The organism is Peribacillus frigoritolerans (genome assembly GCF_001636405.1).
GTDB classification, from domain to species: domain Bacteria; phylum Bacillota; class Bacilli; order Bacillales; family DSM-1321; genus Peribacillus; species Peribacillus frigoritolerans.
Map to the genome: position 1 here is coordinate 830,001 of NZ_KV440950.1, position 19,621 is coordinate 849,621.

Sequence of the window (19,621 nt, forward strand, 5' to 3'; positions counted from 1 at the left end):
ATCTAAGCATGAAGCCCCCCTCAAGATGAGATTTCCCATGGCGCAAGCTAGTAAGATCCCTGAAAGATGATCAGGTTGATAGGTCAGAGGTGGAAGCATGGTGACATGTGGAGCTGACTGATACTAATAGATCGAGGACTTAACCAACGCTTTTAAAAAAATGAAATACCTTCTTATTATCTAGTTTTGAAGGAATGAAAATTTCTTCTTGCATTTTCTCAAAAAGACGTTATAATAATATATGTCTTGAAAAAATGTTAACATTGTTTGGTGACGATAGCGAAGAGGTCACACCCGTTCCCATTCCGAACACGGCAGTTAAGCTCTTCAGCGCCGATGGTAGTTGGGGGTTTCCCCCTGTGAGAGTAGGACGTCGCCAAGCAGGTTTCATATGGAGGATTAGCTCAGCTGGGAGAGCATCTGCCTTACAAGCAGAGGGTCGGCGGTTCGATCCCGTCATCCTCCACCATTTCACACCTGCCGGTGTAGCTCAACTGGTAGAGCAACTGACTTGTAATCAGTAGGTTGGGGGTTCAAGTCCTCTTGCCGGCACCACTTTTTAAGATAGTACAAGCACGAGCCATTAGCTCAGTTGGTAGAGCATCTGACTTTTAATCAGAGGGTCGAAGGTTCGAATCCTTCATGGCTCACCATTTATATGCGGGTGTGGCGGAATTGGCAGACGCACCAGACTTAGGATCTGGCGCCGCAAGGCGTGGGGGTTCAAGTCCCTTCACCCGCATCTTTCATGCGGAAGTAGTTCAGTGGTAGAATACAACCTTGCCAAGGTTGGGGTCGCGGGTTCGAATCCCGTCTTCCGCTCCACTTTTCGTATGTGCCGGGGTGGCGGAACTGGCAGACGCACAGGACTTAAAATCCTGCGGTAGGTGACTACCGTACCGGTTCGATTCCGGTCCTCGGCACCATCATAAATATGCGCCCGTAGCTCAATTGGATAGAGCATCTGACTACGAATCAGAAGGTTGTAGGTTCGACTCCCGCCGGGCGCACCATGTTTTTATTGCGGGAAGTAGCTCAGCTTGGTAGAGCACTTGGTTTGGGACCAAGGGGTCGCAGGTTCGAATCCTGTCTTCCCGACCATGTGATTTTTAATGAATGGGGCCTTAGCTCAGCTGGGAGAGCGCCTGCCTTGCACGCAGGAGGTCAGCGGTTCGATCCCGCTAGGCTCCACCATTTTTCAATCAGAAACTTATATTATATTGGCGGTGTAGCTCAGCTGGCTAGAGCGTACGGTTCATACCCGTGAGGTCGGGGGTTCGATCCCCTCCGCCGCTACCAATAAATATAAGGACCTTTAGCTCAGCTGGTTAGAGCAGACGGCTCATAACCGTCCGGTCGTAGGTTCGAGTCCTACAAGGTCCACCATATTCATTTTTTAAAGCCGTGGAGGTATACCCAAGTTCGGCTGAAGGGATCGGTCTTGAAAACCGACAGGGGAGTCAAATCCCGCGGGGGTTCGAATCCCTCTACCTCCTCCATTTTTTCTAAAAGCAGCAAGTTGTTTTAAAACAACCTTACATAAAGGATGCGTACGAAACAATATTCACGAAAGCTTGATGCTAATCGTTTCATTATTACCGTCGCGGGGTGGAGCAGTCCGGTAGCTCGTCGGGCTCATAACCCGAAGGTCGCAGGTTCAAATCCTGTCCCCGCAATTATTAGGTCCCGTGGTGTAGCGGTTAACATGCCTGCCTGTCACGCAGGAGATCGCGGGTTCGATTCCCGTCGGGACCGCCATTATTTAAATTGAATATATATGTGGCTCAGTAGCTCAGTCGGTAGAGCAAAGGACTGAAAATCCTTGTGTCGGCGGTTCGATTCCGTCCTGAGCCACCATATCTTACAAAATTACGGCGATTGTGGCGAAGTGGTTAACGCACCTGATTGTGGTTCAGGCATTCGTGGGTTCGATTCCCATCAGTCGCCCCATTTCGCGGGTGTAGTTTAGTGGTAAAACCTCAGCCTTCCAAGCTGATGATGAGGGTTCGATTCCCTTCACCCGCTCCAAATATGGGCCTATAGCTCAGCTGGTTAGAGCGCACGCCTGATAAGCGTGAGGTCGATGGTTCGAGTCCATTTAGGCCCACCATATTCATATTGTTCCGCAGTAGCTCAGTGGTAGAGCATTCGGCTGTTAACCGAACGGTCGTAGGTTCGAGTCCTACCTGCGGAGCCATGGGGAAGTACTCAAGAGGCTGAAGAGGCGCCCCTGCTAAGGGTGTAGGTCGCGCGAGCGGCGCGAGGGTTCAAATCCCTCCTTCTCCGCCAGTTGGCCCGTTGGTCAAGCGGTTAAGACACCGCCCTTTCACGGCGGTAACACGGGTTCGAATCCCGTACGGGTCATAACAAAAAAGGAAGCATACATTCATGTATGCTTCTTTTTTTCATTTATTTTCCTTGATATAACCATCTTTTTGTTTATAGGGAATGTCTCCAAGTTGGGATTCTATATTTTCTTCTTTCAGGGTATCTTCATATTCCTTTTGCTTTTTGTTCGGTATATCCACTCTCGTTTTTCCTTCGATATCATTTGCGGCAAATCCTTCATAGTCTTCAGGAAATCCATCCGTTTCATCCTCGTTTTTATAAAGATCATTGTAATTGTCATGATCACCGGTATAATCAGATGGCGTTTCTGATGTACCGAATTTGGCCACTTCACCAAAGCTATCTTCTTTAGCCGCCATTTCGATTCCATGACGATTTTCAAAATGATCACCCTTGGATGGAATCAGTATATCCTCTTCCACTGGCCTGTCTTGGGAAAGCGTTCGTTCTGGGGCATGCTCGACACAGTAGAGGGTGCTTGGGATCGCTTCAAGCCTCTCGATGGGGATTTCCTTATTGCAGGATTTACAATGGCCATACGATCCTTCTTCCATGGCTTTCAAAGCTTCTTCTATTTTCTCCATTTCGGATTGTGCATGCTCATCGAGTGCTTGATTTCGTTCCATCTCGAATAATTCGGTCCCTAGGTCTGCAGGATGATTATCATAGGATGATAATTCACCTATGGATTCCGTCTGGCTTTTATCCAGAACGGATTGTTCATCATTTTGAATTCTATTACATAGCTCATTTTTTTCCTGAAGCAGTTCTTTTTTTAATTTTTGCGTTTGTTGTTTCGTTGCCATATCCAATTCACTCCTTCTAAACTAAAGTCCAAATCTCTTTTTATATTGGTAAGGTGGTTGTATTATCTATTACCCGAATCGGAGTATAGGAAAACAATATGAACGGAAGATAGAAAAAAGGACTGAGCGGATGGGCTCAGTCCCCGGAGACTATATAAGATAGCTGATGAATAATCCAATGGCCATGAGTAAGCCAAAGAAGGTGTTCGTTTGGGCCGTGGCTTTCATTGCCGGCACCATGGTGATCGGCTGTGTTTTACCTACGAAGCCTTTTATTGCGGCCATTGCCTTCGGTATGCTAAGGAAGGCAAGGAGAATCCAAGCCGTAACGCTTCCGGTAAGAACGAGCCCAACAAGCCATAGATAAGAGAAAGCGAACATGATTGCCATGAATGTCAGGGCGTTTTTCCTGCCCATCACGACTGGCATCGTTTTGCGGCCATGTGCCTTATCCCCATCATGATCACGGAGGTTATTGGATAAGTTGATCAGCCCTACCAATATCCCACTAGGAATGGCAATTAAGATGGCTGTTGAAGAAACATTACCGGTTTGAATGAAAAAGGCAATAAGGATTATCAAAAAGCCCATGAATAATCCAGAAAAAAGTTCCCCGAACGGTGTATATGAAATGGGCAGGGGACCGCCTGTATAAAGATAGCCGACAAGCATGCAAACGAGGCCTACTGCAGCTAGCCACCAAGACGATGCGGCACAGATATAGATTCCAATGATCAAGGCGATGGCATACATGCCAAGGGCCAAGTTCATGATTAGTCTGGGGGTCATCCCATGACGAACGATCCCGCCTCCGATGCCTACGGATTCCTCCGTATCCAGGCCTCTCTTGAAATCATAGTATTCATTGAATAAATTGGTTGCAGCTTGAATCAGGATACTTGCAACCATCATGGCAGCGAATAGTAACCAATTCACTCCATCTTCCAAAAGTGCAATCACCGTTCCAAGTAAGACTGGGACAAAAGCTGCGGTTAGTGTATGTGGACGAATTAACTCCCACCAAATCTTCCAGGTCCGTTTAAGGGGAAGTCCGTCGTATTCTGTTTGCATTATTTCTCTCCTCAAAATCATTATTGGTTCTCTCGAAATTATAACAAATATTGAAATGTTGCACAAAAGGTTATCCTAATAAATGCAGGAAAAGTGGGTATGGCTGTAATTGAGATTCATGGGTGATGCATTTCCAAAATCAAGGGTATTTCTCTACATTCGCTAAGATTCATATAATAAGGAAAAAAGCAGGGAAGAATCGTTCGGTAAAGGGGCGTTTTATTGACATGAGGTTCAAGGGAGGTGTATCTTTAAATAGGTTAAATAGCTTTTAAAATGTACATTTGGGGGGATTTTTTTGGCTATCTCAGAGGAAACTGAACAGTTTCAGGGACTGGCTTCAGCTATACAAAAGGCGAAGGACTTGAATGATCAAGTTCTATTCAGTCATATTAAGAAGATTAAATGCAACAGCCCCCTTTCATTTTATCAAGCTGGAAGAGAACGGTATGCAGGTGAACGCTTTTTCTGGGAGGACCCTGCAAAGGAAATAACCATCACCGGTTTAGGCAATGTTAAGAAACTCAAAGCGGCATCGAATGCCGAACGGTATAGAGAAGTCGAAAAGAGCTGGATCAAACTGCAGAATGATGCTGTCAAAACAGGAGTGACCGATGTAGAAGCGACAGGTCCTTTACTGTTTGGGGGCTTTTCTTTTGATTATGAAACTGACAGTACGCTCCTTTGGAATCAGTTCGGGGACAACCTGTTTTATATACCTGCCTTCATGCTGTCAATAGTGGGAAAACAAGCTTACTTAACGACAAACTTACTGTGTTCGCCTGATGATTCAGAAAAACTCTTCATAGATATGATAAATGAACGGGAAGCTTTCCTCTTCGAAAGCTTGGATGTCAATGGATTGGGTGCAAATTCCCTTGTTATGCAGAGGGAAGTCGAACCTGAGGAATGGAAGCGGACGGTCGCAGAGGCTGTTCAGGAAATCAAGACGACAGATCTCGACAAGATTGTTTTGGCAAGGGAGCTTCGACTTGGTTTTGAACGTTCCATCGATTCAGGGAAAGTGCTTGAACAATTGATTGCTGAGCAGCCATTGAGTTATATTTTCAGTTTGGAGGCTGGTGGTGACTGTTTTGTCGGTGCCACTCCCGAACGTTTGATTAAGAAACAGGGAAATGAAGTTTTTTCTACCTGCCTTGCCGGATCGATGCGGCGAGGGAAAGATGAGCAAGAAGATGTTTGTCTTGGTGAAGAATTGCTTCATGACCAAAAGAATTTACAAGAGCATCAATATGTCGTGTCGATGATATCCAATGCTTTTGATTCTGTATGCGAAAAGGTGATGGTCCCAGCCGGACCGACACTTATGAAAAACCGTCATATCCAGCATTTGTACACACCGGTTCGCGGTATATCCAAGGAAGGTGTCACGATTTTTGAATTTGTCGAGAACCTCCATCCCACACCTGCCATGGGCGGACTTCCAAAAGAAAAGGCAGTTGTCCGAATTCGGGAATTGGAAGGTCTGGAACGCGGATTTTATGCGGGTCCTTTAGGCTGGGTGGATACGTATGGGAACGGGGAATTCGCTGTAGGGATACGTTCTGCCCTTATACAGAACAATGAGGCATCGCTCTTTGCCGGATGCGGAGTAGTCGAAGATTCGACACCCGAAAGTGAATTCCGGGAAACGGGGATTAAATTCAATCCGATGTTAAGTGCTTTAGGAGGAAATCTTAATGAATGACCGAGATGCATTGACAGCGTATGCTGCTTCATTCGTCGATGAGCTTGCACAAAATGAGGTGAAGCATGTGGTGGTGAGCCCAGGTTCACGATCCACGCCACTGGCTTTGCTGCTAGTGGAACATCCTGATATCAAAATTCATATTAATGTGGATGAGCGTTCGGCTGCTTTTTTTGCCCTTGGTTTGGCTAAGGCCTTAAAAGAACCTGTCGGACTTCTTTGTACGTCCGGTACAGCCGCTGCAAACTATTACCCAGCCGTCATCGAGGCTTTCTATTCAAGAGTGCCGCTTATTGTACTTACCGCTGACCGTCCGCATGAATTGCGTGATGTCGGAGCCCCGCAGGCGATCGATCAGATACACCTTTACGGGAGACATGTAAAATGGTTTGTCGAAATGGCACTTCCTGAAAGCACGGATGGGATGATGCGGTATGCCAGAACGGTCGGTGCAAGGGCAGTGGCTACAGCGGCCGCTGAACCGGCAGGGCCTGTACATTTGAATTTCCCGCTTCGAGAACCATTGATTCCGGACCTGGACCAAGCAAAGGAGTACCGGCAAAATAAAAGGATGCCTGCAGTGTTGATTGACAGTGGAGAACGGTCATTGTCCGCATCACAAGTAGAAGCGGTTGCAACTACATTGTCAAAAGCTAGGCAAGGTATCATTGTATGTGGCGAATTACCGCATCCAGAGATGAAGGAAGCCATTGTCGCATTAGCGAAAAAACTTGCTTTTCCGGTACTGGCTGATCCCCTTTCACAGTTAAGGAGCGGAAGTCATGATAAAGCCGTCATCATTGATGCGTACGATACATTTCTGCGCGATGAAACGGCAAAAGCGGCGTTCAGGCCGGAAGTGATCTTGCGATTCGGGGCAATGCCTGTTTCTAAACCGTTATTGTTATTCATGAAAAAGCAAAAACAGGCGATTACTTTGGTCGTCGATGGCGGTGCAGGCTGGCGCGAACCAGCCGGTTTGGCAACGAATATGATTTACAGCGAAGAGAAAGATTTTTGTCTGCGAATAGCTGAAGGCATTACTTCTTCCCCTGATGATGAATGGCTTCGCTTATGGCAAACCGTCAACGGAGCGACGAAGGATGCCTTAGCCTCCGTCAGGGATGAAGCGGAGTTAAGCGAAGGCAAGCTGTTCGCCTTGCTTGCTGATATGATGCCATTGGAGTCGACGTTATTTGTCGGGAATAGTATGCCTATACGTGATTTGGACACTTTCTTTTTGAATAATGAAAAAGGAATCCAAACCATTGCCAATCGCGGGGCGAATGGCATCGATGGTGTCGTTTCCACTGCACTTGGCGTGAGCACGGTATCGAAAAATACAGTGCTGGCAATCGGGGATTTAAGCTTTTTCCATGATATGAATGGCTTGCTTGCAGCAAAACTTCAAAAACAAAATATCACGATTTTGCTGGTTAATAATGATGGCGGCGGCATTTTCTCCTTCTTGCCGCAGGCGAATGAGAAGGAACATTTCGAAACGCTATTCGGCACGCCTCATGGGCTTGATTTTTCACATACTGCCCAGCTTTATGGCGGTAAATACAACAAGGTGCAAAATTGGGATGAGTTCGAGAAGGTATTTACAGAGTCGTTCGAAATTAAAGGTCTGAAAATCATCGAAGTACCGACAGAAAGAGAGTCGAATCTGCAAAAGCATCGAAATTTGTGGAGCTTTGTTTCCCAGGAAATAAAAATGGTGTTAGACAGGGAAATATCATGAATATTGTCAGCAAGGATGTCAATTATGCTGTTGAAATAACGGGAAATGGGGATCCTCTTGTACTTTTGCATGGATTTACGGGAAATAGGGATACATGGAAATTTCTCATCCCGCTACTGAGTGACAGGTATACGCTGATCATGGTCGACATCATCGGACATGGCATGTCTGCATCACCAGCCGATCATCGAAGGTATAAGCTGGAAAAGGTGGCTGAGGATATCAAGTATATTTTGGATGTGTTACATTTCCCGAAAGCCCATATCCTTGGATACTCGATGGGCGGAAGGCTCGGATTGGGATTTGCCTGTTTGTATCCTGAATATGTTGATACATTGATACTGGAGAGTGCTTCACCAGGTCTTTTAACAGAAGAGGAACGGAAAATCCGAAGGGGAAATGATCGGAGGCTTGCCGAACGGATTCTTGCAAATGGCATGGAAGCGTTTGTGGATCAATGGGAAAACATCCCGCTGTTTGAAAGCCAAAAACGGTTATCGGCCAAAACCAGGTCGGCCATTCGGGAGCAGCGGCTGGCAAATGACCCTGCCGGCCTTTCCAATAGCCTTCTTGGCATGGGGACCGGCAGTCAGGCTTCTTACTGGGAACAACTGCAAACCCTTGATTTCCCGGTGCTCCTTGTAACCGGTGAACTTGACCATAAGTTTTGTCGAATAGCGGACTCGATGAAAAAAAAGCTGAAGCGCGCCGAATGGAAAATAATAAATGATGCGGGACATGCTATTCATGTGGAAGTTGGAGAAAAGTTTGGTAAAATAATAAGTGAGTTTTTAAAGCGAAATATAAGGAGGAATTAATGTGACGATTCAATGGGAAACAATACGTGAATATGATGAGATTTTATATGAAAAATATAACGGGATTGCGAAAGTGTCCATCAATCGACCGCATGTACATAATGCATTCACGCCAAAAACGACTGCTGAAATGATTGATGCATTTGCAAGGGCGCGTGATGATTCCAGCATTGGTGTCATTATTTTAACAGGTGTAGGCGGCAAAGCATTCTGTTCAGGCGGAGACCAAAAAGTCCGCGGAAACGGCGGATATGTGGGTGAAGATAACATTCCGCGTCTAAATGTTCTTGATTTGCAACGTTTGATCCGCGTCATTCCAAAACCAGTCGTAGCCATGGTGGCAGGATATGCAATTGGCGGAGGTAATGTCCTGAACGTGGTATGTGACTTGACGATTGCTGCTGACAATGCAATTTTCGGACAAACTGGACCGAATGTAGGAAGCTTTGATGCTGGTTATGGTTCTGGCTACCTTGCACGTATCGTGGGTCATAAAAAGGCGCGTGAAATCTGGTACCTATGCCGTCAATACAATGCACAGGAAGCATTGGATATGGGATTGGTCAACACGGTCGTGCCTTTAGACCAATTAGAAGCGGAAACGGTTAAATGGTGTGAAGAAATGCTTGAAAAGAGCCCGACTGCACTTCGTTTCCTGAAAGCGGCAATGAACGCTGATACGGATGGCCTTGCAGGTCTTCAGCAATTGGCTGGTGACGCTACACTTTTATACTATACAACAGAAGAAGCAAAAGAAGGCCGCGATGCATTCAAAGAAAAACGCACTCCGGACTTTGGGCAATTCCCTCGTTTCCCTTAATGAAACGCGTGAATCGATGAGACTGACAGCTTGGCGGAAAATCGCCGGGCTGTTTTCTATATCAAAAAGGAAGAGGGGAAGCAGCAATGGCAGAAGAAAAGTTGCCGAACTGGCTGAAAAATCGGGCGCATCTTTCACCGGATCGCCCGGCAATTGAGTTTGAAGGTCATACGTATAGCTTTCTTGAACTGTATACTTTATCGAAGAAGATGGCTGGAAGGCTTTCAAGCATTGGTCTGGGTGCTGGCGATTCATGCGCGGTTTTGCTCCGTAACCATATTGATGGTGTTGTCGTTATCCATGCACTATTTCATCTCGGTGTGAAGATTGTGATGCTGAATAATAAGCTAACGGCAAAAGAGCTGTCCTGGCAGATCGAGGACAGCAAAACTGCCTATCTGGTTTCGGAAGGGTCCTTCTCCGGCAAACTCGCTGATATTGGTGAGATTCTCCCGGATTTGAAGCTTCACTTAACGGAAGAATTGCCGGATGAAGGCACAGCAGGGATACTTCAAGAGTTTTACCTTGAGGATACCGCTACGATCATGTATACATCTGGTACGACAGGAAATCCAAAAGGGGTCATCCAAACATTCGGCAACCATTGGTGGAGTGCCGTTGGGTCTGTTCTGAACCTTGGATTGCATGAAGAGGATTCGTGGTATTGTGCGGTTCCGATCTTTCATATTAGCGGTTTATCCATCTTGATGAAAAATGTGATTTATGGCATGAAAGTCGTTTTGGCGGAACGTTTTGATGAACGGGAAGCAAACCGGAGCATCCAGGAAAATGGCGTGACGATCATTTCGGTCGTGACGGCGATGCTGAATAGGATGGTGCAGGATATGAAGGGAACAAGCTATCCAAAAACCTTCCGCTGTTTCCTGTTAGGCGGCGGCCCTGCACCCGTCCATATGCTTGAGGTATGTAAGGAGAAAGGGATTCCCGTCTATCAAACATATGGGATGACCGAAACGTCTTCACAGATTGTGACGCTTGCACCGGAATATAGCATGGCAAAAATCGGCTCTGCGGGAAAGCCTTTGTTTCCTTCGCAGTTACGGATTGAGAAAGACGGCACGATGTGTGAACCGGGTGCAGTGGGGGAAATCGTGGTATCGGGTCCGAATGTGACGAAAGGCTATTTTAATCGGATGGATGCTACACAGCAGGCCATTACCGATGGATGGCTTTATACTGGGGACCTTGGTTATCTCGATGAGGAAGGTTTTTTATATGTGCTTGACCGACGCTCGGATTTAATCATTTCCGGCGGTGAAAATGTCTACCCGGCCGAGATTGAAAATGTCCTTAGTACGCACCCCGATGTGTTCGAAGCGGGAGTGACGGGGACAGAAGATGAAAAATGGGGACAGGTCCCGCTTGCTTTTGTTGTCCTGCATCAAGGTGCAGAGCTAGGTGAGAGCGAACTGCTCGAATATTGCAGGGAGTATTTGGCATCCTATAAGGTTCCCCGGAACGTGATATTTTGTAAGGAGCTTCCCCGGAATGGAGCAAGCAAGCTTCTTAGACGGGAACTGAAGAAGGAGATGGGGGAATGGCAATGAAGTTATCCTCCATTTCCCTAAAGATCATTAAGGCCCCATTAAAGTGGCCATTCAAGACGCATCTCGGAACGGTAAGCGACCGGGAAGTGATAATTGTCGAAGCCATGGATGAAGACGGATTGATTGGATACGGGGAAGCTGTGCCTTTTACAAGTCCTTGGTATACCGAGGAAACGACCAAAACATGCTTTCATATGTTGGAAGACTTCTTAATCCCGCTGACATTGGCCAGTCAGATCAGGCATCCTGATGAGCTGCCGAACTTATGGAGCGGAATCAGGCGGAATGCAATGGCGAAGTCGGCTTTAGAGCAGGCAATCCTCGATTTGTATGCGAAGCAGAAAGGAGTCTACCTTGGACGGCTGTTTGGCGGCGAACGAAGGGAAGTGGCCGCTGGCGTAGTCATTGCATCGAATGATATAGAAGATGCGATGCGCCAGATCGAGGATTTTTCCGGATCCGGTTATCAGCGATATAAAATAAAAATAAATCCTCAAAATGATCTGGAGTTTTTAGCGGAAATCCGTCGGGCCTATCCCGATATCCCGCTAATGGCAGATGCCAATTCAGCGTACACCCTTGATGACATCCCGCATCTGCAGAAGCTTGATGACTTTAAGCTGATGATGATTGAGCAGCCGCTGGGGCATGACGACATTGTGGAACATTCATTTTTGCAGAAACAGCTGCAGACACCCATTTGCCTTGATGAAAGCATAAATTCATTTCATGATGCAAAAAGTGCACTGTCGCTCCAGAGCTGTGGGGTCATCAACATTAAGATGGCGAAAGTCGGCGGCTGGATGGGAGCTGTAAGAATCCATGATCTATGCCTGGGAAATGATGTGCCCGTTTGGTGCGGCGGTATGATTGAGTTTGGCATTTCACGTGCACATAATATTGCACTTGCCTCATTAAAAGGGTTCACGATTCCCGGGGATATATCATCTTCATCCCGTTATTGGGATGGAGATATAATCGATCCTGAAGTCATCGTAGAAAATGGCATGATCCAAGTTCCCGATAAAGCTGGAATCGGTTTTGCCATCAATGAAAAGCGGCTAAAGGAATTGACTACATATAGTAAACTGTTCAAATGAAACATCAAAGGAGGTGCACGGCCCACCTCTTTTGATCAAATATTGATCATATCTCCTTTTACTCCCACGATCTATGTAACTTACCCAATTAGTACTTTATTGGACGGAAACCCCACCCTTTTGGAACATGATTTTAATAGGATACTAACAGTCGGAGGAGAGGGTACGGCTGACAGAAATCAACCTGAACATTTTTAATTTGTCTGCAGATTTTTTAGAGAAAACATAATTTTTTCGGAAAATGGGGCTTTGTCTATTTTTCCTTTATTGGATTATTTTGTATAATGAATGAAAAGAAGGGCAACCAAAGGGAAAAGGAGGGGAGAGTGTATGAAAAAACCGTACCTTATTGCGGAAATTCTACTAAGAAGGGGCATGCCTGACTATGTCATAAAAGAAGTGACAGCTTTGAAGGAGTGCGAGCTGTTTCTTTTGAAGCGAAAGTGGGGCCTATATGACCGGAAGACAGGTGCGTAAAGAATGAAAGTAAAAAGGGAACCGTTTCAAGCCGGTCCCATGCGGTTAAGTTTTGTTTAGCCGGTACCTATTGACTGGACGGCCTATGCTGCCATATTGTACGTCAAGCTGAAGGACTTCTTCACCATGCAAGTATTCAAGATAGCGCCTAGCTGTAACTCTGGCGATTCCAATTCCATCAGCCACTTCTTCTGCCGATAGTGACCCAGGCTGGGTCTTTATGAACTTCGTCACTTGCTCAAGAGTCGCGCCATTCAATCCTTTCGGAACATCATATTTCGGACGCGCTTCAGAATGTGTCTTATTTTGAAAGAGGATTCGATCGAGCTGATTTTGGGAAATTTGATGATCAGGTTCAACCTCCATCCGAAAAGCATAATATTGTTCCAGCGTATGTTTTAGCCTCTCGAATTTAAATGGCTTGATTAAATAGTCAAAAGCCCCGTTCTGTATCATTTTTCGAATCGTTTTCTGATCATTTGCCGCTGAAATGATGATGACATCCACATCAATTTGCTCTTTTCTAATTTGATAAAGTGTATCAACCCCGTTTAAAGATGGCATGAAGATGTCCAAAATGACAAGGTCGGGTTTAGACTGCCTGATTTTTTCCAGACCTTCAAGCCCATTTGAAGCTGTATCAACGATTTTAAAGGCAGGCAGGCGCTCGATGAACTGTTTGTTGACCTCTTGGACCATAGGGTCATCTTCAATTAAAAGTACACGAATTTCGTTAGTCATTTTGGTTCTCCTCTATATCATGCATCGGAAAAGAAAGAAAAAAGCTTGTTCCCTCATTAGGGCGTGTCGTGAATTTCATTTCGCCGTTCGCTTTTTTTACAATTTGGTCTATTAGATAAAGACCAATTCCTGATCCTTCCGCACCTTTTGTTGTAAAACCATACTCGAATATATCTTTATGAATGTCCTCGGGAATGCCAGGTCCATTATCCTCAAGCACGATTTGACAATGACGTTCATCCTGGTAGATGGATAGATAAACCTGTTTTGTTTCCTCTGAACAATACTTTAGCGCCGCGAATGAGTTTTCGATCAGGTTTCCGATTATCAAAACAAAATCGTGATGATCCAAACCAGCGGGGAAGCGGTCCAATTTTGTGTGTTTGTCCATGATGAGCTCGATCCCGAGTTCCCGTCCCAAGGAGATCTTACTTAATATCAGCCCCACTAAATTATCATCGTGAATGTGCTTCGTCAAAAACCTGGTCAATTCCTCTTGTTCTTCCGTAATCTGAAAAATGTAATGCAGCGCTTCGTCAAGATTACCTAGCTGGATCAATCCTGCTATCGTATGAAGTTTGTTCATATGTTCATGGTTTTGAACGCGCAGGGCTTCAACGAATGCTTTGACACTAGTCAACTCTTCAGCTAGCTTCGTCACATCGGTGCGATCCTGGAAAATGGCCACGGCACCGATCGTTTTATCCGCAATCTTTATCGGTACCCGATTGCTTACAATATTCCTGTTTTGAACGGAGATTTCCTGATTGAAGATGGGAGATGTCCGATCGAGCACTTCCGGGAGACGGGTATCGTGTATGATATCATTGATATTCTTGCCTATGACCGCACCGTCGATCTTGAATATCTGCTTAGCCTTTTCATTGAAAATCGTGATGGCCTGATTATTATCTATGGCGATGACCCCTTCATGCATGGCATTGAAAGCGGCTGTCCTTTCAACCAACATCCGTGAAATTTCATGGGGTTCAAGTTGGAAGGTTTCTTTTTTTATCCTTTTTGCCATGAGCCAAGAGCCGCAAACACCGAATAGAAGGGTAAGGACCAGGATAATCGCGATTTCGCCTTTCAGGTCCTTGATTAATTCCGGTATCGTAGGCAGGATATTCCCGACCAGCACGACGCCGATTTGCTCTCTATCTCCATCAAGGATCGGGACAAAGGCGCGGACGGAAATGCCAAGTTCGCCAGCAGCCTTTGAAAGGTATTCGTGTTCAGCGAACGCAGCGCTTTCATCACTGCTGCCAGATGGGGTCCCCAATTGACTGAATACCGGGTGGGAATAGCGTATATGCTGATTGTTGAGCACAACTATATAATCCGCTTGATGGATTTTCCTTAAGTTTTCAATAATCGGATTAAGCTGCGTCCATCCTTCAGGCTCACGGACCAATTTCTGTACTTCAGGGAGTTCGGCAATGGTATGGGCTGTGATCATGGATCGTTTGCCGATTTCATCTTCCCTGACCGAAACGATATTACCGAATATAAAAATCCCGCCTATAAGTATCGAAAAAGCGACGATTACGAATGATAGCAGGGTGATTTTAATTTGAATGGGCATATGAAAGGATTTATCCATTGGTTTTCCTCCATTACTTCTATACTTAATAGTAACAGAATTTCTATCACTTTTCGCTATTTTTCGCGCAGTGTATTACGACAGCAAAAAGCTGTGATAGAATAGTGATAATGTGAAGTGAGCGGTGAGGAGTTGTCGGTATGCGTGCATTATGGGGGTATTTCTTGTTAATTGGCTTGGGGCTGTTGATAGCCGTGTATATATCGTTTCAATCGTTCTTTACAAGCTTCGGTTTCAATTTGCCGAAGGATGAGGAGCAGGTCGGGATGAAGGATCAAATCGTGATTAAGTTCAATCATGTCGTTGCCGAAAATACACCTAAAGGGCTGGCTGCGAACCGATTTGCCCAACTTGTCGATGAATATACAGACCATCGTGTCAAAATAGAAGTTTATCCTAATCAGTCATTATATAGTGATCAGGAAGAAATCGAAGCATTACAAGAAAACAAGGTGCAGATGATTGCACCGACTGCATCTAAAATCACGAGCATATCAAAGAAATGGATGCTATTGGACCTCCCTTACGTCTTTCCAACGGATGAGGCCTTGCAGGAAGCGTTGAATGGGGAAGTGGGGGAAGAGCTGCTTAAGCAGCTGAATATCATCGATATCGAAGGACTCGCATTTTGGTCGAATAACTATAAACAGATTACAAGCAGTAAGCCGATACGGCATCCAAGTGATTTTGCAGGAAAGCATTTCAGAATCATGCCAAGTGCAGTCCTGGAAAGCCAATTCAAGCATTTTGGGGCGACAACTTCCGTCCTGGAGTTTAATGAAACGTTCAAAAGCCTTGAAATCAACGAAACGGACAGCCAGGAAAATACGATTTCGAATATCTATTCAAAGAAATTATATGAAGTGCAAAAGTATTTAACGATCAGTGATCATGGCTATTTAGGGTATGTAGTCATGATAAACGAGCAGTTTTGGAACAAACTCCCGTTGGATATTCAGCAGCAAATCCAACGGGCGATGGATGATACAACGAAATGGCTATGGATCAAATCAAATGAATTGAATCAGGAACAGCTAAGGGAAATCCAGCAAAAATCGAATATCGACATCTATAAACTGTCAGATGAAGAAAAGAAAGAATGGATGGATGAGATGACCGTCATCTATCCGGAATTCGAATCCACGATTGGAACCGAATTGATGACGAAAATGGAAAAGATCCGTGAGAAGTATTTAAAGGAATAACTAACGTAAGGGAATCCCATTGAAAGGGATTCCCTTCTTCTTTATCGTTCCCGATAGAAATACTCTTCTGGAATTTGTGAAAAATCAATCATAGAAACGTTAAACTTCCATTTACGGTCTTTTTCATATTTTCCCCTCTCTAAGCTTTAATCATTCCATAAATTGTAATGATTAAAGCTTATCATAGTTGCTCTAGAACAGGAGGCTATCATGCTTTGTCAGGAACCGAAACTCCAACTCAAATATGCTGACAAAATGAAAAAGAACTCTTTAGAGTGCCGAGTACAAAAAAGAAGCGAATCCAAAGGGAGCCGCTTCTTTCTCGTCTATTGCAAGGCAGTTTGCAGTGTCTTGATGTTTTTTTCCATTAAACTGAAGTAATCTTCGCCGGCTTCGATATCATTATCCGTCAACACGGAAAGGTTATGGAGCTCAAGTGATTTCGCTCCCATTTCCTTTTGGATGATTTCGGTAAGTTTAGAACTGATATTCTGCTCAAAGATGACATAGTTCAAGTCTTCTTTTTCAGCCATGGTTACGATTTTCCCCAGTTCCTTTTGAGAAGGTTCGTTTGAAGACGTTAGTCCCGTGACGCCAATTTGTTCCAATCCGTAGCGTTCCTCCCAATAACCATATGCAGAATGGGAAACGATGATCTTATTGGTACGGCCCGACTCGATCGTCGTCGCGAATTTTTCATCAAGTGCCTCAAGCTTTTCGGAAAGCTCATTGAAATGGCTGTTGAAATATTCTTCCTGTTCCGGCATTTGTTTCGTTAATTCGTCCTTGATGGTTTTAGCCATGTCAATGGAATAGACGGGATCTAACCACAAATGCGGGTTAACGCCCCCATGGTCATGACCGTCTTCTTCATTTGCATGCTCTTCTTCATGTGCATGTTCGTCTTTATGCTCATGCTCCTCTTCATCAAGATGAACCGTTTCGCCCACCGCGATTGTGCTGACGCCTTCTTTGCTTAGAATTGGTTCAGCCTTGGTTACAAAGCCTTCAAGATTATAGCCAATATAGAAAAACAGGTCTGACTCAGCCATTTTCACAATATCTTTTTGAGAAGGCTCGAATGAGTGTTCATCCGTTCCTGGAGGATAAACAGTCTCGACATTCACGTACTCCCCGCCAATGGCCTCAGTGAAGTATTGTAAAGGGTAAACCGTCGTATATATATCCAAGGCATCCTTGGTTTCTTCTTTACTCGATTCTCCCTTTGAGTTGCCGCAGGCTGACAGAAATACCGCAGTAACAAGGAAAAGGGAGAGCAATGCTCGAATTTTCATATGATATGCTCCTTTATAATTCGTATTGATTACGATTTGAATTTTATATGGTAAAAACGAAATGATTACGATTTGACTTCTGTATGATACAAAAGATTGCAAAGGAAAGCAAGGGTTTTTTCTATTGGTCCTTACTTTTTTCTTTTTTTTCGGGAACAAGGTCAATGCCCCCTGGATGAAACGGATGACATTTAAGAATCCGGATGAGTGCTAACCAGCTTCCTTTTATAGGTCCGAAACGATTGACCGCTTCCAAACCATAATGGGAACAAGTTGGATAAAAACGGCAGGTGGGCGGTTTTAATGGAGAAATGGCAACTTGGTAAAAACGGATGACTCCCATTACTATTTTTTTCAGCACGATGCTTTCAGCTCTTTTCGAGTAAATTGACTACCCTCAATTATAGCATATTTTCTAAATTTCCCAAAAGGGTAAAAAAGGAATGAGCCTATTGGCAATCCGATTGATATAATGAGAATTAATTTTAAAGGATGAAATATATTGTTATTCAAGGTAAAATAGAGATGACATACAATTAAGGAGTGAATTAAATGCCTTCAGTTGAAAGCTTTGAATTAGATCATAACGCTGTTAAAGCCCCATATGTTAGACATTGCGGTGTCCATAAGGTAGGAACAGACGGTGTTGTTAATAAATTTGATATCCGTTTTTGCCAGCCGAACAAACAAGCGATGAAGCCGGACACGATCCATACCCTGGAACATTTGCTTGCATTCAATATCCGTAAGCATTCCGAGCGCTTCGATCACTTTGATATTATCGACATTTCGCCAATGGGATGTCAAACAGGATATTACCTTGTGGTCAGCGGCGAGCCGACTGTGACGGAAATCATCGATGTTCTTGAAGATACATTCAAGGATGCTGTTACAATTACCGAAATTCCTGCAGCAAACGAAAAACAATGCGGCCAAGCAAAATTGCATGATCTTGAAGGAGCTAAGAAATTAATGAATTTCTGGCTTGCACAAGATAAAGAAGATCTTCATAAAGTTTTCGGTTAATAAAAAAGTTCCTGTCCATTTGTGACAGGAACTTTTTTCATTTTTCGGGTTCTTCTTTTTTTCCCTCATCCTCTGGCAAAGGTTTGACAGGATCCACTGTATGCTTGTAGCTGTATCCTTTTCCGATGGTTAAGACCGATAGTGCCAATACAATCAGAATGACAATAATGGAGATAACTAAAACCGTAATCATACTTTACAGCTCCTAACGTTCACAATTTAGATTCATTTTAGCATAAGTACCGGGTCAGATAATGTTTCAATTTTCGAATAGAGGGAATTATAAAGGTATAACCAACTTACGGAGGTAGATATTTATGGCTCAGAAAAAATTAGGAACTTTAGTGAATAAGGAAATTGCAAACTTCAGTGTTCTTTATACGAAAATTCATAATTACCATTGGTTCGTGAATGGACCGCACTTCTTTGAACTGCACCAAAAATTGGAAGAGTTATATAAAGAAGTGACATCCAACTATGACGAATTGGCTGAAAGACTATTGGCCATTGGTGAAAAGCCGGTTGCCACCCTTAAAGAGTACTTGGAATTAACGACGATCGAAGAAGCGACAGGTAATGAAAATACAGAAGATATGGTCCAAAGCGTCATAAGTGATTTTGAAAAGCTTTCCGAAGAGTTCCTGGAAATCATCGAAGTTGCCGAACAAGAAGATCCGGTTACGGCCGATATGCTGACAGGCATGAAGAAAAGCTTAAACAAACATGCTTGGATGCTGCGTGCGTATTTAGGACATTAAGATTTAGGAAAAGCCCTGCTTCGGTAGGGCTTTTTTTTTGGTTAAACCTATAAAAAAGGCATCCATCAAAAGAGGGACACCTGACAGGGTATGTATTTAATGAATATTCCTAGGCGGAAAATGTGTAGGTTTCGTGTCGCTCATACTATTTTGAGCAAACTTCCCTTTTAACGTTTCAATAATGTAAAGGCCCATTAAATTGGTTAGTTCCTGATCATCCATCTCTTGAAGCAATTCGAAAATTTCCTTGCGGTCAAGCTGTTCCAGAACCGCAAACGTAAGCATATCAATATCTTCTTCATCACCAGTCATCTTATCACGGTACATATTGTATAATTCTTCAATTAACTTCAAAACTTTCACCTCACATTTATTAGAAATCCGTTATCTCTTTATATGTAGGTTATCAAAAAAACCTCTGGGTGCATATAAAAATCTTAAGGGATGCTTGGGCTTATTATATGTTTTACCCTTTGAAAGATACTTTAATCTATTATTTAACATCTTTGTTCTTCTTTAAACAAAATTTTCC

The 19,621-nt window shown here is 44.2% G+C and carries 18 protein-coding genes, 21 tRNA genes and 2 rRNA genes (1 of these 41 running past the window's edge); 33 read left to right on the plus strand and 8 right to left on the minus strand.

All coding sequences use genetic code 11. The features are described 5' to 3' along the window. The 23 genes from A6755_RS03985 to A6755_RS04095 form a co-directional block, all read left to right on the plus strand. Nucleotides 1-147, plus strand: a 23S ribosomal RNA gene (locus tag A6755_RS03985); it begins 2,786 nt to the left of the window's first position. A gap of 119 nt (nucleotides 148-266) precedes the next feature. Further along, a 5S ribosomal RNA gene (gene rrf, locus A6755_RS03990) occupies nucleotides 267-382 on the plus strand. 11 nt (nucleotides 383-393) lie between these two features. Next, nucleotides 394-469: transfer RNA gene (locus tag A6755_RS03995), tRNA-Val, on the plus strand. Nucleotides 470-479: 10 nt separating this feature from the next. Next, nucleotides 480-555: transfer RNA gene (locus tag A6755_RS04000), tRNA-Thr, on the plus strand. A gap of 22 nt (nucleotides 556-577) precedes the next feature. Next, nucleotides 578-653 (plus strand) — tRNA-Lys (locus A6755_RS04005). 7 nt (nucleotides 654-660) lie between these two features. Beyond that, nucleotides 661-742: transfer RNA gene (locus A6755_RS04010), tRNA-Leu, on the plus strand. Between the two features lie 8 nt (nucleotides 743-750). Further along, nucleotides 751-825: transfer RNA gene (locus A6755_RS04015), tRNA-Gly, on the plus strand. Nucleotides 826-837: 12 nt separating this feature from the next. Further along, nucleotides 838-926, plus strand: a tRNA-Leu gene (locus A6755_RS04020). A 10-nt stretch (nucleotides 927-936) separates the two neighbouring features. Beyond that, nucleotides 937-1,013: transfer RNA gene (locus A6755_RS04025), tRNA-Arg, on the plus strand. An 11-nt stretch (nucleotides 1,014-1,024) separates the two neighbouring features. Then, nucleotides 1,025-1,101 (plus strand) — tRNA-Pro (locus A6755_RS04030). Between the two features lie 17 nt (nucleotides 1,102-1,118). Further along, nucleotides 1,119-1,194, plus strand: a tRNA-Ala gene (locus A6755_RS04035). Nucleotides 1,195-1,222: 28 nt separating this feature from the next. Beyond that, nucleotides 1,223-1,299, plus strand: a tRNA-Met gene (locus tag A6755_RS04040). A gap of 10 nt (nucleotides 1,300-1,309) precedes the next feature. Continuing rightward, nucleotides 1,310-1,386 (plus strand) — tRNA-Ile (locus A6755_RS04045). A gap of 20 nt (nucleotides 1,387-1,406) precedes the next feature. After that, nucleotides 1,407-1,499 (plus strand) — tRNA-Ser (locus A6755_RS04050). Between the two features lie 103 nt (nucleotides 1,500-1,602). Next, a tRNA-Met gene (locus A6755_RS04055) sits at nucleotides 1,603-1,676 on the plus strand. 6 nt (nucleotides 1,677-1,682) lie between these two features. After that, nucleotides 1,683-1,758 (plus strand) — tRNA-Asp (locus A6755_RS04060). Between the two features lie 23 nt (nucleotides 1,759-1,781). Beyond that, nucleotides 1,782-1,857, plus strand: a tRNA-Phe gene (locus A6755_RS04065). 17 nt (nucleotides 1,858-1,874) lie between these two features. Next, a tRNA-His gene (locus A6755_RS04070) sits at nucleotides 1,875-1,950 on the plus strand. Nucleotides 1,951-1,954: 4 nt separating this feature from the next. Continuing rightward, a tRNA-Gly gene (locus tag A6755_RS04075) sits at nucleotides 1,955-2,028 on the plus strand. A gap of 5 nt (nucleotides 2,029-2,033) precedes the next feature. Then, nucleotides 2,034-2,110 (plus strand) — tRNA-Ile (locus A6755_RS04080). A 12-nt stretch (nucleotides 2,111-2,122) separates the two neighbouring features. Then, nucleotides 2,123-2,197 (plus strand) — tRNA-Asn (locus A6755_RS04085). Nucleotide 2,198: 1 nt separating this feature from the next. Further along, nucleotides 2,199-2,289 (plus strand) — tRNA-Ser (locus A6755_RS04090). 3 nt (nucleotides 2,290-2,292) lie between these two features. After that, a tRNA-Glu gene (locus tag A6755_RS04095) sits at nucleotides 2,293-2,364 on the plus strand. Nucleotides 2,365-2,405: 41 nt separating this feature from the next. On the opposite strand, the gene A6755_RS04100 is transcribed toward A6755_RS04095, so the two are convergent. Beyond that, a complete protein-coding gene (locus tag A6755_RS04100) occupies nucleotides 2,406-3,155 on the minus strand; it encodes a TraR/DksA C4-type zinc finger protein (RefSeq protein ID WP_063589830.1) in 750 nt (249 codons plus the stop codon). Between the two features lie 150 nt (nucleotides 3,156-3,305). After that, nucleotides 3,306-4,226, minus strand: a complete 921-nt coding sequence (locus tag A6755_RS04105) for a 1,4-dihydroxy-2-naphthoate polyprenyltransferase (RefSeq protein WP_063589831.1) — start codon at nucleotides 4,224-4,226, stop codon at nucleotides 3,306-3,308. Between the two features lie 298 nt (nucleotides 4,227-4,524). Here A6755_RS04105 and A6755_RS04110 point away from each other — a divergent pair, with 298 nt between their 5' ends. From A6755_RS04110 to A6755_RS26900, 7 genes are all read left to right on the plus strand, one after another. Then, nucleotides 4,525-5,934 (plus strand): isochorismate synthase, encoded by a 1,410-nt coding sequence (locus tag A6755_RS04110; RefSeq protein WP_063589832.1) that lies wholly within the window; start codon nucleotides 4,525-4,527, stop codon nucleotides 5,932-5,934. Further along, complete coding sequence (menD, locus tag A6755_RS04115; RefSeq protein ID WP_063589833.1) at nucleotides 5,927-7,678, plus strand: 2-succinyl-5-enolpyruvyl-6-hydroxy-3-cyclohexene-1-carboxylic-acid synthase; 1,752 nt, start codon at nucleotides 5,927-5,929, stop codon at nucleotides 7,676-7,678. Before A6755_RS04110 ends, menD begins: the two co-directional genes overlap by 8 nt. Next, nucleotides 7,675-8,496: a 2-succinyl-6-hydroxy-2,4-cyclohexadiene-1-carboxylate synthase gene (gene menH / locus A6755_RS04120; RefSeq protein ID WP_063589834.1), complete on the plus strand. Its 822-nt coding sequence runs from the start codon at nucleotides 7,675-7,677 to the stop codon at nucleotides 8,494-8,496. Before menD ends, menH begins: the two co-directional genes overlap by 4 nt. A 7-nt stretch (nucleotides 8,497-8,503) precedes the next feature. Continuing rightward, nucleotides 8,504-9,316, plus strand: a complete 813-nt coding sequence (gene menB / locus A6755_RS04125) for a 1,4-dihydroxy-2-naphthoyl-CoA synthase (RefSeq protein ID WP_370029151.1) — start codon at nucleotides 8,504-8,506, stop codon at nucleotides 9,314-9,316. A gap of 86 nt (nucleotides 9,317-9,402) precedes the next feature. Further along, nucleotides 9,403-10,884: an o-succinylbenzoate--CoA ligase gene (locus tag A6755_RS04130; RefSeq protein WP_063589835.1), complete on the plus strand. Its 1,482-nt coding sequence runs from the start codon at nucleotides 9,403-9,405 to the stop codon at nucleotides 10,882-10,884. Beyond that, complete coding sequence (gene menC, locus A6755_RS04135) at nucleotides 10,881-11,984, plus strand: o-succinylbenzoate synthase (protein ID WP_063592422.1); 1,104 nt, start codon at nucleotides 10,881-10,883, stop codon at nucleotides 11,982-11,984. Before A6755_RS04130 ends, menC begins: the two co-directional genes overlap by 4 nt. Before the next feature lie 330 nt (nucleotides 11,985-12,314). Then, nucleotides 12,315-12,461: a hypothetical protein gene (locus A6755_RS26900; protein WP_153246142.1), complete on the plus strand. Its 147-nt coding sequence runs from the start codon at nucleotides 12,315-12,317 to the stop codon at nucleotides 12,459-12,461. Between the two features lie 45 nt (nucleotides 12,462-12,506). Here the strand turns inward: A6755_RS26900 and A6755_RS04140 are convergent, their stop codons facing one another. After that, the gene (locus A6755_RS04140; protein WP_063589836.1) at nucleotides 12,507-13,202 is read right to left on the minus strand and encodes a response regulator; all 696 of its coding nucleotides are present in this window, start codon (nucleotides 13,200-13,202) and stop codon (nucleotides 12,507-12,509) included. Further along, the gene (locus A6755_RS04145; RefSeq protein WP_063589837.1) at nucleotides 13,195-14,805 is read right to left on the minus strand and encodes an ATP-binding protein; all 1,611 of its coding nucleotides are present in this window, start codon (nucleotides 14,803-14,805) and stop codon (nucleotides 13,195-13,197) included. Before A6755_RS04145 ends, A6755_RS04140 begins: the two co-directional genes overlap by 8 nt. 140 nt (nucleotides 14,806-14,945) lie before the next feature. Between A6755_RS04145 and A6755_RS04150 the strand changes: the two genes are divergently transcribed. Next, complete coding sequence (locus A6755_RS04150) at nucleotides 14,946-16,010, plus strand: DctP family TRAP transporter solute-binding subunit (protein WP_063589838.1); 1,065 nt, start codon at nucleotides 14,946-14,948, stop codon at nucleotides 16,008-16,010. Between the two features lie 326 nt (nucleotides 16,011-16,336). Here A6755_RS04150 and A6755_RS04155 read toward each other — a convergent pair whose 3' ends face one another. Together A6755_RS04155 and yidD are read right to left on the minus strand one after the other, a co-directional pair. Next, nucleotides 16,337-17,305 carry a metal ABC transporter solute-binding protein, Zn/Mn family gene (locus tag A6755_RS04155; protein WP_034311705.1) on the minus strand — a complete coding sequence of 323 codons (969 nt, stop codon included), beginning with the start codon at nucleotides 17,303-17,305 and terminating at the stop codon, nucleotides 16,337-16,339. A 121-nt stretch (nucleotides 17,306-17,426) separates the two neighbouring features. Then, entirely contained in the window at nucleotides 17,427-17,648 is a 222-nt protein-coding gene (yidD, locus tag A6755_RS04160) for a membrane protein insertion efficiency factor YidD (RefSeq protein WP_206758824.1), read from the minus strand. A gap of 209 nt (nucleotides 17,649-17,857) precedes the next feature. Here yidD and A6755_RS04165 point away from each other — a divergent pair, with 209 nt between their 5' ends. After that, nucleotides 17,858-18,331, plus strand: a complete 474-nt coding sequence (locus A6755_RS04165; protein WP_034310515.1) for an S-ribosylhomocysteine lyase — start codon at nucleotides 17,858-17,860, stop codon at nucleotides 18,329-18,331. A 37-nt stretch (nucleotides 18,332-18,368) separates the two neighbouring features. Here the strand turns inward: A6755_RS04165 and ytzI are convergent, their stop codons facing one another. Further along, nucleotides 18,369-18,524 carry a YtzI protein gene (ytzI, locus tag A6755_RS04170; RefSeq protein ID WP_034310518.1) on the minus strand — a complete coding sequence of 52 codons (156 nt, stop codon included), beginning with the start codon at nucleotides 18,522-18,524 and terminating at the stop codon, nucleotides 18,369-18,371. A gap of 124 nt (nucleotides 18,525-18,648) precedes the next feature. Between ytzI and A6755_RS04175 the strand changes: the two genes are divergently transcribed. Continuing rightward, nucleotides 18,649-19,089, plus strand: coding sequence for a Dps family protein (locus A6755_RS04175; RefSeq protein ID WP_063589839.1), 441 nt, complete (start codon nucleotides 18,649-18,651; stop codon nucleotides 19,087-19,089). Nucleotides 19,090-19,185: 96 nt separating this feature from the next. Here A6755_RS04175 and A6755_RS04180 read toward each other — a convergent pair whose 3' ends face one another. Next, nucleotides 19,186-19,452, minus strand: coding sequence for a DUF6154 family protein (locus tag A6755_RS04180; RefSeq protein ID WP_370020242.1), 267 nt, complete (start codon nucleotides 19,450-19,452; stop codon nucleotides 19,186-19,188). Nucleotides 19,453-19,621 lie beyond the last annotated feature (169 nt).